This is a genomic window from Chryseobacterium sp. HNCC26DJ239 (genome assembly GCF_057180445.1).
In genome coordinates this window covers 446,424-462,774 of the sequence record NZ_JBXUGJ010000001.1, presented here as the reverse complement: position 1 = coordinate 462,774, position 16,351 = coordinate 446,424, and the positions used below count along the sequence as shown (strand labels likewise).

Sequence of the window (16,351 nt, the reverse complement as noted above, 5' to 3'; positions counted from 1 at the left end):
TGAAATTATGCAAGTAAAAGATATTGTAAAAAAAGTAAAACAGATTGAAATTCGCACCCGCAAAAAGACAGAATCTTCTTTGATGGGGCAATATCACTCTGCTTTTAAAGGTCAGGGAATGACGTTTTCTGAGGTAAGACAATATCAGTTTGGAGACGAAATCCGAAGAATCGACTGGAACAAAACCGCCCGTTTTCAAGAACCTTTTGTAAAGGTGATGGAGGAAGAGCGTGAATTGACGATGATGATTATGGTTGATATTTCCAATTCGATGAATTACGGAACTAAAAATCAGCTGAAAAGAGAATATGTAGCAGAAATTGCCGCAAGTTTAGGCTTTTCCGCAGCTGGAAATAATGATAAAGTGGGGTTGGTTCTTTATGCCGACAAAGTGTACAAAGTGATTCCGCCACAAAAAGGAAGAAAGCATGTTCTTTCGATTATTTCTAGTATTTTGATGGCAGATTATGTGCCTTCCGAAGCAAAATTAGATGGCGCACTTCATTATATGATGGGAGTTTTTAAAAGAAAATCTCTCGTATTTGTTTTGTCGGATTTTGAAGATGATTATGATTCTAAAATGTTGGCGGTAGCTTCCAAAAAACATCAATTGTTGGGAATTCGAGTTTTTGATGAAAAAGATAATGAAATTCCGGATGTGGGATATGCTTTGCTAAAAGATGCAGAAACCGGAAAAGAAATCTATGTAAATACTTCTAATGCAAGGTGGAGATACACTTTTGCTGAAGCTCAAAAACAAAAACTGAAACAATTGACAGAAGATTTTGCTGATGCTTCAGCAGGTTTTATGAATATGAAAACTGGTGATGATTATTCGAAAATGCTCTATCAATATTTTCAGAAAAAATAAATTTTTTAAATAAAAAAATCGTGGAACTTCGGTTCAAAAATATTAAAGAAAAAACATTGAAAAAATTACTTTTCATACTATCTATACTTATTTCGTCGCTATCGTTTTCGCAGATGATTACTTCAAATCTGCAAAAAAAAATGTTGGCGTTGGGAGAAACCGACCATTTTGTGATTAAAATTAAATTTCTGAATGGTCAAAAAATTCAAGCGGCACAAGAAAATGAGCTTTTACCTTTTCATTTTGAAGAAATAAAAGACAGCATTTCTACCGACGATAATTCCTATGAAAGGCATATTGAATTTGCCGTTTTTGAAGAAGGAAAATACACCATTCCGGAACTCGAATTTAAAGTAGGAGACGAGATTTTGAAAACTCCACCGTATGAAATTGAAGTTGTAAATACAGCTAAAAAAGAAGATGTTATTAACGACATCATGAATAATAAAGAAGTAAAACTAGAAGCATCCGATTATTGGGAGATGTACAAGTTTTACATTTTGGCAGCAATTGCTGTGATTGCTTTGATTATAGCAATTATTATGTTTTTGAAATGGGGAAGAAAACCAAAATCTTCACCTAAACAGACTTCTAATTTAACGTTGAAAGAATTAGATGGTTTAAAGAAGAAAAAATTCATCGAAAATGGCGATTTCAGAGCTTTTTATGTAGAGCTTATTGATATTTCAAGAAGGTTTATCACGACACAATATCATTTACCGGCAGAAGTTTTACTTACCGATGATTTGATTGATGCGATGAAAAAAAACAACACAATTTCTCCCGAAAACGAAAAAATTGTTGAAGATGTTTTCTTGCGCGGCGATTTGGTGAAGTTTGCGAAAACATTCCCCGACCAAGAAACCATGCTGAAAGATTTCTCTGATATAAGAACTGTCGTAGAACGTTCTACGAAAGATGTAGAATTTGAAAACCTGAGAAAAGATGTCTAATCTGGAATTCTACAGTCCTTGGTTTTTGCTTTTGTTTCTATCGTTTTTACCGCTTCTCTTTAGAGATTTTAGTAAAAAGAAAAGAAAGGGAATTCTCGTACCAACCACCAAAAATATGGAAGGTTTAGGTTCGATAAAAGCAGTTATTTTTCTGTTGAAAACTTCAAAATACCTCATTCTTTCCTGTCTTATTATTGCGATGGCAAGACCGAGATCTTTTACGATAAGCCAGGATCAGGACGAAGCGAAAGGTATTGATATAATGTTGACGGTAGATGTTTCACTAAGTATGTTGGCAACAGATTTTGAACCGGATAGACTTTCGGTGTTAAAAAATATTGCCATCGATTTTATCAACAAAAGACTCAATGATAGAATTGGTTTGGTGACTTATAAATTGGAAGCTTTTCCGAAAATGCCACTTACTTTCGACCATGAAGCTTTAATAAATGAGATAAAAAACATCAACCAGAGAGAAATGGAAGATGGAACTGCTGTTGGAGAAGGTTTAGCGGTTGCTGTTAATCATTTACAGAAAAGTAAGGCGAAAAGCAAGATTGTTATTTTGATGACGGATGGTGTAAGTAATATTCAAAACGTTATTCCGCCTCTTTTAGCAGCAGAATTAGCAAAATCTAACAATATAAAGGTATACTGTATCGGTATTGGAACTGAAGGTTATGCTTTAATGCCTGTTGGAGTTGATGAATTTGGATATATTTATAATGAAATGCCTGTTACAATTGATGAAAATACCTTAAGAGAAATTGCGCAAATTACAGGCGGGAAATACTATCGTGCGACTTCTGGAGAAAAACTGGAAGAAGTGTATAATGAAATTAACCAACTCGAAAAATCTGAAATAAATTCTTCCAAAACATATAATTATGAAGAACATTTCAGATTCTTTTTATGGATTGCACTTGGTGTTTTGCTTTTTGATGCTCTCTTGAGATGGGTTTTATATAAATTTTTGAATTGATGAGTTGGGATTTAGGAAATTACTGGTATTTACTTTTGTTGTTGCTTTTGCCGCTGCTTTCTTTCCTTGTGATTCATTTTTTGAAATGGAAAAAAGCAAGAAAAGCAATCTTTGCAGAAACGAGATTTCAGGAAGCTTTGTTTGAAGAAAACTCATCATTTACAAAATTCTTTCCTTTTTTGTATTTGTTGGCAGTTTTGTTTTTAATTTTTTCAATTATTGATTTGCTTAATGGTTCTGAAACAGTGAAAGCAAAACAAAAAATGAGCAATGTGATGTTTGTGATTGATATCTCAAACTCAATGAATGCGGAAGATGTAAATCCTAGTCGTTTAGAACAGGCGAAAAATTTGGTCATTAATACCATGCATAAAATGCAAAATGATAAAGTTGGTATTGTAGTTTTTGCGGGTGATGCTATTTCTGTAATGCCTTTAACAACCGATTATAGTGCTGCAGAAGCATATGTAAGCGAACTTCAAAGTAAGATCATGAGAGTGCAGGGAACAGATTTTCTGAAAGCTATGGAAATTACTGCTTCAAAGTTTAAAAACGTTGCCAAAGGTTCAAGAAAAGTGATTTTGATAAGCGACGGCGAAGATAATGAAGGAAACGACAATGCTGCTATAAGATTAGCGAATAGCGAAGGGATTTCTATAACAACCGTTGGTGTAGGAACGGAAGAAGGCGCACCTGTTCCAACGTATGAATACGGGCAATTGATGGGCTACAAACTTGATGCTTCTGGGCAAATGGTGATTTCGAAAAGACAAACCGAAGCTTTGGTTGGTATGGCGCAATCTACGGGAGCTTCTTATATTGATGGAAATTCTATAAATGATGCACCAAATCGTATACTTGATGATTTAAATAAAAAAAATGCTGAATCAGAAACATTAGTTAAGTCTCAGAATGCCAATCACTACTATCAATATTTTCTTGGGATTTCTATATTTTTCTTTCTTATAATTTTATTATTCAATCCGAAGAGAGATTTTTCTATTTAGAATATGGCGATAGATACTCTAATCAGCGTCTATTACTTTAACCGAATTTTAACAATTAAGACACTGTTTATTAACATTTAAAGGAATAATTTTGCATAGGATGAATACTAAAATTTTCTTTTTACCGTTCGTATTTATTTTTTTGATTCAAAATCTAGCCTTTGGACAGAAAAATTACCGCACACTGGTGTACGAAGGCAATCAGAAATTTAAGGTAAAAGATTATGACGGAGCTTCCTCAAAGTATTCCGAAGCTATTACTCAAAACGGAAATGATTTTACAGCACATTATAATCTTGGAAATGCTTTGTATAAAGCAGAGAAGTTTGAGGATGCAAAAGCTGAGTACGCAAAAGCTGAAAAACTAGCGCAATCTGTGCAAGATAAAGCAGCTGCACTTCATAATTTGGGAAATGCTTACATGAAGCTGAATGATAATGAAAAGGCTGCAGAAGCTTATAAAAGCTCGTTAAAGCAAAATCCTTACAGTGAGCCAACTCGTAAAAATTACGAAATTGCGAAACTAAAGGAAAAAGAAAAAGAGAGAAACAAAAATCAGCAAAGCAACTCTGGAAAACAGGGAGGCGGTGATGATAAGAATAAGGGAAAAGACGGCGATACAAAAGATAAAAATCAAAGTCAGGGAAAAGGGCAGCAGAATGAAGGGAAAGGACAAAATCCTGAACAAGCCAAAAAAGGAAACCAAGAAGGAAGACTTTCTAAAGAAGATCAAAAAAGATTACTGAATCATATTGGCGAAAGAGAGAAAGAAACTGCCAGAAGAATATTAAATGACAATTCTTATTCGATGCCCGAGAGCAACGAGAAAGATTGGTGATGACAGAAAAATTTATTTACATATTAATCCTATTTACCTCCATAGCAACGTATGGCCAGGTAAATTTGTCGTTAAAACCTGATAAATCTGATTATGAGGGTAGAGAAATTGTAAATCTTACCATAGTTCTAGAGCTTAACGGGGATGATCTCGTACAGCAAAGCCGCTTACAATTACCTGATCTTTCAAAATTTAACATGGTAGGAAGTGCGTCTTATCGTGACGGTGTTTTAGATCCTGAAACCAACACAAATATTTCAAAATCAATTACAAGAATTGCTCTTGAGCCCAAGCAAAAGGGGAAAATTAAGATCGGTTCTGTATTGGTTACCATCAACAATAAGATTTACAAAACCGAGCCTTTTGATATTTTTATTAAGGATATCGAGAAAAAAACTCCAGCAAAAATTACGGCATCCAATGATGTTTATTTGAATGTGGAAATCGACGATAGAGAAATATATCAGGATCAACCTACGATTGCAATTCTTAGAGGGTATTCTAGAAACATTGATAACCTTAGAAAAGTAAAAAATATTAAGCTTCCTAAGGAAGAAAATCTAGATGTACATCCTATAAATTTCAATAGATCAGATATAGATCCATCAGGAATTTCAAATATGCCCACTCAGATTCTTGCGGTATTTATGGTTTTTCCCAATGAAGCAGGATATATTGAGGTTCCGGGTGTTTCGGCTTCAGTAACTACTTATTCTAATAGCAGCAAAATTGTTTCCAATAAAGTAAAACTAAACGTTAAAAAACTTCCCGAAGATGCGCCAGAAAGCTTTAAAAATGCAGTAGGAAAGTTTAAAGTAGATGTTTATAAAGCCACAGATGAAAAGGTTGAAGCGAAGAAGCCTGTAAATGTTACTTTGAAGGTTTCGGGAGAGGGCAATATGGCAAATATGCAACTGCCCGAAATCGAAAAATCTCCTGATTACGAAGTTTTTCCACCAAAAATAGTTAACCAATTTGTTCCGGGAAGTGAAGGCTTTGCCGGTTCTATCTTTGCTAATTATGTTATTATTCCGAATAAGGCAGGTATTTTACATATTAAAACAGAAGATTTCTCGTTTTTCAACCCTGAAAATGCAGAATACGTAGATCTTGGTGTAAAAGATTTAACATTAAATGCTCTTACGCCGGAACAGCTTGATGCCACCAAAACAACGGTTGAAAAAGTAAACGATTATACCAACGATTTTTTAGAGACTGTTAATAGCCCAGTTTTAAAAACAACTGCTTTTAAAGTGAAAGAAAAAAGAAAATTCAACTGGAATATTCTTTTCATTAATTCTGCAGTATTTTTTGGTTTGGTAATCGCGTTTTTATTATTCAGAAAATGGCAAAGAAAACAACGATTGATTGCTGAAAATGCAGGTGGAAAATCTTTGGGTTCTGTAGCAGAAACTGAAGCCGAAATCAGAGAAAGATTAAAAACCGATGTATCGGATTATTTTTCTTATCTGGATACTTTGAAAAATGAGCAGGATTTTGATGCATTCTTTTCTACTGTTACAGAAATGGATCAGGAAGTAAGAAGTGAATATTTTAATAACGAAGGCGGTAGCTTTATTTCTTTCCTTGAAAATTATAAAGGAAGAGCCGTTGCAGAAAAATACGAAAATCTTCAACAAAGAATTCAAATCGAGAAATATTCGCCTGTTCGTTCTGAGCAGTCTATTGAAGAGCTTTATACTGATATCGTCAATTTGTACTCTAAAATTAGCAAATAATCATTTTTTATTCATAATTTTGCGAAATTATTAATAGTTAGGTTATGGATGAAATTTTTGAAGGCTTTTCGATAAAAGAAGTAGTCACCTGTTTCATGGTGCTTTTTGCCGTTATTGATATTCTTGGTTCTATCCCCATTATTGTAAGTTTAAAGCAGAAATTTGGTCATATCGACTCAAAAAAAGCTTCAATTACAGCAGGTCTTATCATGATTATGTTTCTTTTTGTAGGAAACAAATTATTAAAATTTATCGGCGTAGATATTAATTCGTTTGCAGTGGCGGGTGCTTTTGTTATCTTCATTATTGCATTAGAAATGATTCTTGGGATTGAAATTAATAAAACTACAGAAGCAAAAGCAGCATCTATTGTTCCCATCGCATTTCCTTTGGTTGCAGGAGCTGGAACTTTAACCACTACACTCTCGCTAAGAGCAGAATTTCATGATATTAACATTATATTAGGAATTGTACTCAATACAATTTTCGTATATTTGGTGCTGAAATCTGCGCCTTGGCTCGAAAAGAAAATGGGGGAAGCAACGCTCTCTATTTTGCAGAAAGTTTTTGGGATTATCTTGCTCGCAATTTCAATAAAATTATTTACAGCCAACTTTACACAGTTGGTACAAAATTATATTCAATTTTAGGTTATGCAAAAGTTTTATAAAGTATTTTTAGTTGTATTTATTGTATTTGCTGCAATCAACATTAAAGCGATCGATTGGGAGTTAGGACTTACAGAGGAAGATAATCTTAAGTTTGTTTTCTCTATTATTGCATGTATTTTAGGAATTACTTTACTTTTTGTGCTAAATACTTGGAGTAAAATTGGAGTTAAAAAATAATTAATTACTTGTTATATAAAAAGACCTCTTTCGTTCATTTGAAAGAGGTCTTTTTAATTTTTATAATCATGAAGAAACTTCAAAATTTGATTTTCTTAATTCATTTTGCATCCTTAAAAAACGAATTGTTAAAAAAAGATCCCTTTTTGAATATGCTAAATTAATTTTAACTGATAATTGTAAGATTCTTTAAAATAGCTTCTGATTTCAGTTCCGTTTCGCGCCATTCTTTTTTTGGGTTGCTTTCTGCGGTAATTCCGCCTCCAACAAAAGCGTGAACTGCATTTTTGTACAATTTTGCACATCGTAAATTCACAAAAAAATAAATAAAATCTTCTGTTTCGATTTTAATGTATCCCGCATATAATTCTCTGGGAAACTTCTCGATATTAGAGATGATTTCTTTGCAAAATTCTTTGGGGATTCCACAAACAGCAGGTGTAGGATGAAGTTCAGAAATAATTTTTTCTAAATCTGAACGTTCAATAAGTGCTTTGAAATCGGTTCGCAAATGTTTAATATTCCCTGAAATATGGTCGTGGGTTTCGGATTCCTCAATGTGGTCTGAGTAGTTTTTCAGAACGTTTCTAATGTATAAAGAAACAGGTTTTTGCTCTTCAATTTCTTTGGTGGTCCAAGTTTCATTCACCGGAATTGTTCCCGCCAAACTCATCGTTTCGAAGCTGTTGTTCGTCTTATTGTATTTTCCTAAAACCTCAGAAAATGCGCCCATCCAAGAGGTTTCTCCGTTTGAAAAAATGTAGCGAAAAGCATTCGGATACGTTGCGCAAAGATTCTCAAAACTTGCTTTTAAATTAATTTCTTGGAAATCTTTGAAAATTTTACGTCTTGAAAGCACTACTTTCGGCAAATCATTTTCTTTGATAATTTGAATTAAATTTTCAAGTTTTTCAATGTATTCTGCTTCGGTTTCAGCTTCAAAATAGTTGTTTTCTTCAAGTAAATTTTTTGTTGAAAAATGAATGTTTTCAAAATTTTCAGAATCGATTTCAATAATTTTTCCACGAAAAGAAACTTGTTCTTTTTGATCAAATGAGTGAAATTGTATGTTTTGATTTTCAGAATTTTCGTCTGTAGAATAGAGTTTTTCGTCGAAAGGAAGTTTAAAATAAAGCATGAAATAAAACTTAGCTAAAAATCAACGTTTTGAAATCGTGTAAGAAATTCCGAGGTTAATTTTTCTTTCCACAAAATTATTATTAGTCTTAAACATATCAAAATCGAAGTTGCTGTTTTTTAAAGAAATATTTTTAAAGTGATATTGTTGATAAAATAAAAAAAGCTCAAATTTTTTGAGCTTTAGTATTTTAATTATCGGTTGATAATGTTGTTCGTCATGGTTGTATGGCTTATGAGATTGCCTTTTTCGTCTCGAATTTCAATTTCTGAAACGTGCATCGTTTTTCCTTTTCGGATAAATTTGGCAAAACCTGTTACAACGCCGTCTTTTTTACTGCGTAAATGATTGGAATTGATGTTGGTTCCAACCCCGTAATATTTTTCGCCATCAATAAAGATGTTGGATAGGCTAGAACCCATTGTTTCTGCCAAAACACAAGTTGCGCCACCGTGCATAATCCCAAAAGGTTGATGGATTCTAGGTAAAACCGGCATGGTTGCGGTTAAAGTTTCGTTTTCAAGGTCAATATCGATGAAATGAATTTCTAGTGTTTTTGCGAAAGTTTCGTCGCCCCAATTATTGATGAATGCTAATATTTCTTCTTTAGTTCCAGTCATTTTTATAGATAATAATTAATGGGTAATTAGTGATGGTGCTCCGTAAGTTTAGTTTTTTGTTTCCGCTTTGTTTCCTGAAATATCGGGATTCCAGTTGGCTTTAATTTTAGGAACGATGTCATTTTTAATATAATATTCCTCAATTTCCTTCATTATTTCTTCGTAAGAAGCCGTTGCAATTCTTTCAACAGGAATGGTGTATCCTAAATACATCGTTTTTCTTTTGAAATCTCCCGCCGCCAAAACAATAGGAACTTTTGCTGCTAAAGCCATGTGGTAAAACCCTTTTCTCCATTTTGGAACCCAACTTCTTGTTCCTTCCGGTGTAATTACCAAACTGAAATCTTCTTTCGCAAATTGATTTGCCACAAAGTTTACCAAATCATTTTTCTGGCTTCTATCAATTCCGATTCCTCCTAAACCTTTCACTACCGAACCGTACCAAGCTTTGGTATGCGCGTCTTTAATGATAATTTTTAAAGGCTTGTCTAAAGACCAATAGGCAAGATTTCCCAAGATATATTCGGAATTATGTGTATGCGGTGCTACGACGAGAATACATCTGTTAAGAACGTTTACATCGCCCTGTAATACCACTTTCCAACCTACGATTTTTAAAATCAGTTTACCTAATAGCTTTTTCATGAAGTTTTAGATTTAAAACAAAAAAGTATAACCAAATAGATGGTTATACTGTACAAATATATTGAAATATTATGGCTCTTAAAACAGACTGCTGATTAAATCAGCGATTTTTACTGCAATTTCTAAAACTACTTGAATCATTTGTAATATTTTTTGTGTGAGGTTTAATTAATTTTGTACGAATTTAAGAAAAATTCTGCAAGTAATACACAAAAGTTAGATTTTTTTTGTGTTTTTTGTGAGAGAAGAAGAGTGTGAACTTCAAACACTTGGCTTTTTGGTTCACACCTTCTGCCACTCTCTGTCTTGGTTATTTGGTTTGTATAGATAATTCTTTTTTGTTGGCATTAAGTTTTATATCCAAATCTTTCATTTTTTCAAAATCTATTTTTACAGAATCCATGATTTGTTTAGCCTTTTCTTTAGGATATTTTTTTCCGTTAATGATTACGCTGTCTTTATCTCCGTCTGTATATTCAATCGTAGAACCGTTGATAGTGATTTTGTTTTTCTCGATTTTTAAAGAGTTTTCGTTGTCGTTTCCATCACTGTCGTCATTATCTTCTTCGTTATCGTTGATGCCGTTGTTGTCTAAATCTCCGTCGAAATTAATATCGTGATCTTTCAATGGAATAACAATCATGTTTTGAGGGATTACCAACTCATAATCTACGCTGTTGTGTCTGAAACGGTGTTCGTATGGATATTTTACGAAGTTCGGAAGTAAAATTTTGTTACCCTGAACTTCTACCGGAACCTGCATGTTCAACGGAACATTATAGCCTTCTGCTTCTTTTTTAACAATTAAATAAGGTGTAGAAATATTTGCTTTTCTCGTAACATCTACATGAATCCAATCTTTTTTGAAAACTGAAGATTTATCAGAATACAAATCATCATCATAGGCAACAAAGTTTTGAGGAATATTTACCTTTTTTACATCTACATAAAGTGTATCCGATGGTGTATTGATGGTAATTTCTTCAGTATCTTCTTTATGTCCCTGGAAGATCATTTCTCTTTTAGCCATGCTCAATCCGAAGAAGGTTCCTAGACAAATTACTGCCAAAAATACTGCTCCCAAAACCCATCCAATATTTCTTACTTTTGTTTTTGGAGAGAAAACTTTAATGCTTAAAAGACTGAAAATAATTGCAGGAATTAATGATCCAATTGTAATTAAGGCTAAGAAAACGTTATAAAGACCATCTTCACCGAAGTAAAATTTAGTTTCACGAGCACCTGGGAAATCAGAATCAATTCCGAAAAGGAAAACAACTACAAATACCCCAATAATGCTGCTTACAGCTAAAAATGCGAAGAAAATTCCGATGATGTATCTTAAAACATTCCAAATTCCGCTTCCTGCATTGTTGATGTAAGGCTTGTTTTCTGTGTAAATTTCTCCTGCTCTTGTCGTAGTTTCGTTAGCGAATTGCACAATTTTGCTAGATTCTTCCTTTAAATTATCGAAGTTGAGAGGTTTTCCTTTCATTTTCAAAAAATCTGAAGCTGTTTGTGCTTTTGGAAGTACTGCCCAAAGAATGATGTATAATAAAAGAACAAAAAGCATTGCAGGAGCTCCAAAACAAAGAAGTATAAATGCTCCAATCCAAATTAATCTCATTCCTGTAATATCCATTCCTGTGTATGCTGCTAAACCAGCGCAAACGCCTGCAATCTTTTGTCTTTCAGGGTCACGGAACAATTGTTTGTTGTCTGAATAAGCAGTTCTTGAAGATTTAGATTTTGTATTTTTTTCAGAATAATACGCTTCTTCTTGTTCTTCAATTTTTTCTGGAGAACCGATTTGTGCGATTACTTTTTCTACATCAGAATCGTTAATTACCTCACGTTTTCCTAAAGAATCTTTGAAGATTTCGACCATTCTGATTTCTATATCGTGCATTACCTCTTCAACTTCAGCTGCATCTAGCGAGCTTCTTAAAGCATTTAGGTAATCTTTAAGCTTCATGTAAGCATGTTCTTCAATTGTAAAAGAAAAACCTGCAAGTCCTATGGAGAGTGTTTTGTTCATAGCTTTGTTTTTTTAATGATTTTGGGTGATTTGGTTTACAGAATCTGTAAGTTCTTGCCAAGTATTTTGCAGCTCATTCAGAAAAGTTTTACCTTTTTCTGTAATCTGATAGTACTTTCTGGGCGGTCCTCCTGTAGATTCTTCCCATCTGTAAGAGAGAAACTCTCCGTTTTTAAGTCTTGTAAGAAGAGGGTAGAGTGTACCTTCCACAACATCTAGTTTTCCTTTTTTCAGTTCATCAATCAAATCAGAAACATACATTTCGCGATTGTTGATGAGACTTAGAATACAGAATTCCAGAATTCCTTTACGCATTTGCGCTTTGGTATTTTCAGTATTCATTGTTAATATGGTTTAATTAATTGGTTACATTTTTCGAAATTAAGTCCCAGCTGTTGAACCTATTTCGATTTTACATTACAAAGATATGTAATTAAAATGGTATTATGCAATACAAAGTAGTAAAATAATTTTTAAAATTAATTTAAATAATTGATATTCAGTATTTTAAATTTTACATGATGTTTTGTTGATTTTTGAAAAACTTGAAGTTTAGCTTAAAATTTGTATTTTTGAGGTATGAAAATTCAAAAAGAAATAGATTTTATCATCGCAATTGATGCTCTTAAAAACGTTCAAAGAAGAAATTATAACGCCGATGATTCTCGAAGAGAAAATACCGCAGAACATTCTTGGCAAATCATTATTCTCGCTCAGATTTTGTTTCCTTATGCTAAATATAAAAGCGAAATTGATTTATTAAGGGTTATTAGAATGCTTTCTATTCACGATTTGGTCGAAATTGAAGCCGGTGATACCTTTCTTTTTGATGAACAAGCCATGATTGGAAAATTTGAAAGAGAAAAAATTTCGGCCCAAAAAATCTTCGGAATTCTCGATGAACCTTTACAATCTGAATTTTACAATTTTTGGTTAGAATTTGAAGCCGAAGAAACTCCCGATGCCATTTTTGCATGTGCAATAGACCGAATAATGCCCTTTATTTTAAACTCTCACACCTCTGGAAAAAGCTGGACAGAAGCTGCTGTTACCGAAATGCAAGTAAGAAAAATGCTTGAGAATGCGATTTGTAGAGCTTCCGACGAAATGGGAGAAGCATTTCATTATTTAATGAATTTAAATTTAGAATCTGAAAAGGTTTTGAAATAAGTTTTTTGAAAAAATTAATCAAAAAAAAACGGAAAGAGTCCCAACGGGACTACTTAGTAAAGGATAGGGTAAAGTCCTATCAATAATAATGTATTGAAAAAAAAGTTTCGGCGAGCCAAAGGCTCGCCGAAACTCATATAAAAAAAAACATTTGGTGAAAAAGGAGGTTTCGGCGGCCGAAGGCCGCCGAAACCTATTTATAGTATTTGGATTGGTTTCTTAAATTCGTCGATGGCAACAAAAGTAAAATCGCCAACAATTGCTTTTTCTCTTTCGTAAGAATACATTTGCTCTGTGAAAATTTCTACATTCACTTTCATACTGGTGGTTCCAACGTTAGAAACTTTGCCGATAAGTTCTACAATGGTACCTGCAGGAATTGGTTTTTTAAAGTCGATTTTATCGCTACTTACCGTTACTACACGTTTTCTTGCAAATCTTGTAGCGGTAATGAAGGCAACTTCGTCCATCAATTGCATGGCAGTTCCTCCGAAAAGAGTGTCGTAATGATTGGTTGTGTTAGGAAAAACAGCTTTGAAAATTCTGGTTTCTGAAGCGTTAATTCTTTCTTCTGTCGTCATATTTCATTATAAATAAAAGCGAAAATGAAATATTACAAGAATCAACAAGTGTGCAGGAATAGTTATTCCTGGATATTGTAGAATCAATAAACTTCAAATCGCGAAAGTTTTTGTCTTTAAAAAAATTGGCAGGTCTCCTGACTTGTAACATCTTTTATCTCCTTCCCATCTCGTCAAACATCGAAACAGTGGACTTATTGATAAAGACTTTAGTTACTTACAGTTGCGCGACAGCTCGTGATTTTCACACGATTCCCTTTTCATCTGCAGCTAAGCAGAACCAGTTTCTAAAAAATCGAATACTTAGATTTTTCAAATGCAAAAATACGAATAATCTAACAATAAAGTAAGGCTTTCTTTAAAAATCATAAAAAAAGCCAGCATCCTTGCTGGCTTTTATGTAATAATAATTTTAAAAATATCTTTTACTCAGGGTTTTTATAAATAATCTGGCTGATTGCTTTTCCTTCTTTTACAGTCCAGAAAGTGGTGTATCTGTTTTCACCAGAACCATTAATCATATAAATATAGATATGGTCGTTATCCATCGCAGTAACGCCTATGTTTTCGAAATCTTTTGTTGGGTCGAACAAATTTTTAATTGCTTCACGCACAAAAACAGATCCTCTTCCTGGTTGTTGTACACGAATAGATTTTATTTCAGTTAATCCTTCAGGAATGGTTTTCCCAATTCCCCAAGGCGTAGATTTGTCAATTTTAATGATATTTCCTTCAGAATCTTTTTCCTGTCTTTTAAAACTTGCCGTAGAAGGATAGATGTCGATCACCACTTTGGTTCTTTGCGCTGTTGGAATTTTTTCGTCAGAATTATCGGTGAAAGTAAGCGTTCTTCCGTTTTTAGACATCGAAGGCGTAAACTTAGGAAGTTGGTCTATAAAAGCAACTCTGTCTTTGTTTACCATACCTTCTTTGGTGAGGCTATCGTATCTTACGAAAGGTTTTTCGTCCTCAGTTTTCTCGGGATATTTTATCCAAATCCATTCAGTTTCTCCGGGAGCGGGTTTTACGTAGACGAAAACATCTCCTTTTTTCATCCTGATTTTGTCTACAATTTTTCGATAATCATCTTTATGTACACGAACCATAGCATAACCTTCCTGTGCTTTTACCACACCAAAAGGAAGTTTGTTTTGTGCATTAATAAAACTTAAAGAAAAAATACTGAATACCGATACAATTGCTTTGTTGATGAATGTCATTCTAAAGAAAATTTGTCCTTCAAAGATATAAATTAAATATTTTAACGAATGTATTTATGAAACTTTAAATCTTAAATAGTTTTGAAAAGTTATGAAGTGTTCAAGAAAAACTCTTTAGAAAGAATAGCTTTTTGCAGGATATTCTTCACCGAAAATAACAAAAGCATTTCCACTCGGTGCATCGTACGGGGATTTTGGTGCGACAGAGACATTAAAAGGGTATGTTCCGTTTTTGTATGTTAACTCTTTCCATTCACCTTTGTTTTTTGTTATGAGTATTTTCCATCCATTTACAAGTTTTCTTTCTGCAAAAATTGGAGTTTGCAGAACGCTAAAATTGGTGATTTTCTTAAGTTCAGGGCTTAATAAAAGTACAGTACAACCACCTGTTCCACAGAAATAAGGTGAAGAAAAGTTGACGAAGATTTCTTTTTTGCCATCATCATTTAAATCCAATTCATACAGTTGGAATTTTCTGTCTCTTTCGGTCATTACATTTAAATCATCTTCTTTAAGATATTCTGTGATAAGAAATGTTTTTATTTTTTCAGCTAAGGCATCGTTTACGGTAAAACTGTCAAAGTTATTGTTTGGATTTTCGGGCGTTGAAATGCTGTCTTTAGCTACAGAAACTTGTAGACTTTCTGAAGGTTTTGAAACGAGAGAATCAATCGTTTGTTCGGAAGTTTGAGATTCGCTTTTTTTGCAAGACATTACAGTGAAAGTAAGGGCAATTGCAGCAATAATAGTTTGCTTCATGGTAATAAATTTTGATTTTTTTGGGTGTTTTTTTGATTTTACAATCAATTCAAAGCTACAAAAATAATTTTTAATGATCTATTTTTTACAAAAATGTATTTATGAAACTTTAAATCTGTTAAATCTTTAATTACTTGTAAACTTCTGTTCACTAATAGGACATTTTTGTCTGAAATTTCCAAAACATCATTATATTGATGGTCTGAAATAATGAACCCTTTTTCTGTTTTCAGTTTTTTAATCTCTTCTTTAATGATTGAAATTATTTTAGGCGATAAACTATGGAACGGCTCATCTAGTAAGGCTATTTTGGCATCAGAATATATAATGAAAAGAATTTCTATCAACCTCGCTTCACCTGCTGAAAGATTTTTTATTTTCTCTTCCGAAAAACGGTCAAGCAATTCAGAATTTTGATGATTTTCTTTACAAAAAAGCTTTGCAAGTTGAGCGATTTTAATGTTTTTAGGCAAAAAAGAATATTGTGGAAGATAGGCGATATTATTTTTTCTGTCCCATTGAGTTTTCATTACCTTTTCACCAAAACGAATAAAAGAATAATCCGCAGGAACAACACCGAAAATAATTTTTAAAAGCGTTGATTTTCCTGTACCATTTCTTCCTAAAAGTCCTACAATTTCTCCAACATCACAGGATAGAAAAATGTCTTGTAATATTTTCTTTTCATGAAACGTTTTCGTTACGCTATCAACATGCAATCTACTCATACAAACGAAGAAATTAAGTTAAGTAATATTGAAAATCCTACAGTAAAAATCCATAAATTCAAACGTGAAAATCCGGAGTTAGCGTAAAATAGGTATTCGTTTTTGAACCTTAATTCATAAATAAAATAATGCATGAGTGGAAAGATAAAAAAGAATGCACCGCAAAAATTTCTAAATCTAAACCTGCAGGAAACGCGGCTAATAGAGAAAATAA

At 33.1% G+C, this 16,351-nt stretch carries 18 protein-coding genes and 1 riboswitch; of the genes, 9 read left to right on the top strand and 9 right to left on the bottom strand.

Features of this window, described 5'->3' with window-relative positions; translation table 11 throughout:
- The first annotated feature begins 7 nt into the window (after nt 1–7).
- The 8 genes from AC2A1D_RS02210 to AC2A1D_RS02175 all read left to right on the top strand — a co-directional run bounded on the left by AC2A1D_RS02210 (nt 8) and on the right by AC2A1D_RS02175 (nt 7,238).
- On the top strand, nt 8–871 hold the full coding sequence (locus AC2A1D_RS02210; RefSeq protein ID WP_484042033.1) for a DUF58 domain-containing protein: 864 nt from the start codon (nt 8–10) through the stop codon (nt 869–871).
- Nucleotides 872–927: 56 nt separating this feature from the next.
- A complete protein-coding gene (locus AC2A1D_RS02205) occupies nt 928–1,824 on the top strand; it encodes a BatD family protein (protein WP_484042032.1) in 897 nt (298 codons plus the stop codon).
- Nucleotides 1,817–2,806, top strand: coding sequence for a VWA domain-containing protein (locus tag AC2A1D_RS02200; RefSeq protein ID WP_484042031.1), 990 nt, complete (start codon nt 1,817–1,819; stop codon nt 2,804–2,806). Before AC2A1D_RS02205 ends, AC2A1D_RS02200 begins: the two co-directional genes overlap by 8 nt.
- Nucleotides 2,806–3,813, top strand: a complete 1,008-nt coding sequence (locus AC2A1D_RS02195; protein ID WP_484042030.1) for a VWA domain-containing protein — start codon at nt 2,806–2,808, stop codon at nt 3,811–3,813. Before AC2A1D_RS02200 ends, AC2A1D_RS02195 begins: the two co-directional genes overlap by 1 nt.
- Nucleotides 3,814–3,913: 100 nt before the next feature.
- Nucleotides 3,914–4,651: a tetratricopeptide repeat protein gene (locus AC2A1D_RS02190; protein WP_484042029.1), complete on the top strand. Its 738-nt coding sequence runs from the start codon at nt 3,914–3,916 to the stop codon at nt 4,649–4,651.
- Nucleotides 4,651–6,390: a BatD family protein gene (locus AC2A1D_RS02185; protein WP_484042028.1), complete on the top strand. Its 1,740-nt coding sequence runs from the start codon at nt 4,651–4,653 to the stop codon at nt 6,388–6,390. The genes AC2A1D_RS02190 and AC2A1D_RS02185 overlap by 1 nt, the downstream gene beginning before the upstream one ends.
- A gap of 44 nt (nt 6,391–6,434) precedes the next feature.
- Nucleotides 6,435–7,040, top strand: a complete 606-nt coding sequence (locus tag AC2A1D_RS02180; protein WP_484042027.1) for a MarC family protein — start codon at nt 6,435–6,437, stop codon at nt 7,038–7,040.
- A gap of 3 nt (nt 7,041–7,043) precedes the next feature.
- The gene (locus AC2A1D_RS02175; RefSeq protein ID WP_484042026.1) at nt 7,044–7,238 is read left to right on the top strand and encodes a hypothetical protein; all 195 of its coding nucleotides are present in this window, start codon (nt 7,044–7,046) and stop codon (nt 7,236–7,238) included.
- Nucleotides 7,239–7,404: 166 nt separating this feature from the next.
- Here the strand turns inward: AC2A1D_RS02175 and AC2A1D_RS02170 are convergent, their stop codons facing one another.
- The 5 genes from AC2A1D_RS02170 to AC2A1D_RS02150 all read right to left on the bottom strand — a co-directional run bounded on the left by AC2A1D_RS02170 (nt 7,405) and on the right by AC2A1D_RS02150 (nt 12,021).
- Nucleotides 7,405–8,376, bottom strand: a complete 972-nt coding sequence (locus AC2A1D_RS02170) for a chorismate-binding protein (protein WP_484042025.1) — start codon at nt 8,374–8,376, stop codon at nt 7,405–7,407.
- Between the two features lie 194 nt (nt 8,377–8,570).
- Complete coding sequence (locus tag AC2A1D_RS02165) at nt 8,571–8,996, bottom strand: PaaI family thioesterase (RefSeq protein ID WP_484042024.1); 426 nt, start codon at nt 8,994–8,996, stop codon at nt 8,571–8,573.
- A 48-nt stretch (nt 8,997–9,044) separates the two neighbouring features.
- Entirely contained in the window at nt 9,045–9,641 is a 597-nt protein-coding gene (locus tag AC2A1D_RS02160) for a 1-acyl-sn-glycerol-3-phosphate acyltransferase (protein WP_484042023.1), read from the bottom strand.
- Between the two features lie 310 nt (nt 9,642–9,951).
- On the bottom strand, nt 9,952–11,679 hold the full coding sequence (locus AC2A1D_RS02155; protein WP_484042022.1) for a PspC domain-containing protein: 1,728 nt from the start codon (nt 11,677–11,679) through the stop codon (nt 9,952–9,954).
- A 12-nt stretch (nt 11,680–11,691) separates the two neighbouring features.
- Nucleotides 11,692–12,021, bottom strand: coding sequence for a PadR family transcriptional regulator (locus tag AC2A1D_RS02150; protein WP_484042021.1), 330 nt, complete (start codon nt 12,019–12,021; stop codon nt 11,692–11,694).
- Nucleotides 12,022–12,258: 237 nt separating this feature from the next.
- Here AC2A1D_RS02150 and AC2A1D_RS02145 point away from each other — a divergent pair, with 237 nt between their 5' ends.
- Complete coding sequence (locus AC2A1D_RS02145) at nt 12,259–12,849, top strand: HD domain-containing protein (RefSeq protein WP_484042020.1); 591 nt, start codon at nt 12,259–12,261, stop codon at nt 12,847–12,849.
- A 197-nt stretch (nt 12,850–13,046) separates the two neighbouring features.
- Here AC2A1D_RS02145 and AC2A1D_RS02140 read toward each other — a convergent pair whose 3' ends face one another.
- The 4 genes from AC2A1D_RS02140 to AC2A1D_RS02125 form a co-directional block, all read right to left on the bottom strand.
- Nucleotides 13,047–13,430: an acyl-CoA thioesterase gene (locus AC2A1D_RS02140; RefSeq protein ID WP_484042019.1), complete on the bottom strand. Its 384-nt coding sequence runs from the start codon at nt 13,428–13,430 to the stop codon at nt 13,047–13,049.
- A gap of 110 nt (nt 13,431–13,540) precedes the next feature.
- Nucleotides 13,541–13,730, bottom strand: a riboswitch (cobalamin riboswitch).
- A gap of 125 nt (nt 13,731–13,855) precedes the next feature.
- On the bottom strand, nt 13,856–14,650 hold the full coding sequence (locus AC2A1D_RS02135) for a hypothetical protein (protein ID WP_484042018.1): 795 nt from the start codon (nt 14,648–14,650) through the stop codon (nt 13,856–13,858).
- A 114-nt stretch (nt 14,651–14,764) separates the two neighbouring features.
- Complete coding sequence (locus AC2A1D_RS02130; RefSeq protein ID WP_484042017.1) at nt 14,765–15,409, bottom strand: hypothetical protein; 645 nt, start codon at nt 15,407–15,409, stop codon at nt 14,765–14,767.
- A gap of 44 nt (nt 15,410–15,453) precedes the next feature.
- Nucleotides 15,454–16,137 (bottom strand): ATP-binding cassette domain-containing protein, encoded by a 684-nt coding sequence (locus AC2A1D_RS02125; protein ID WP_484042016.1) that lies wholly within the window; start codon nt 16,135–16,137, stop codon nt 15,454–15,456.
- Nucleotides 16,138–16,351: the final 214 nt, after the last annotated feature.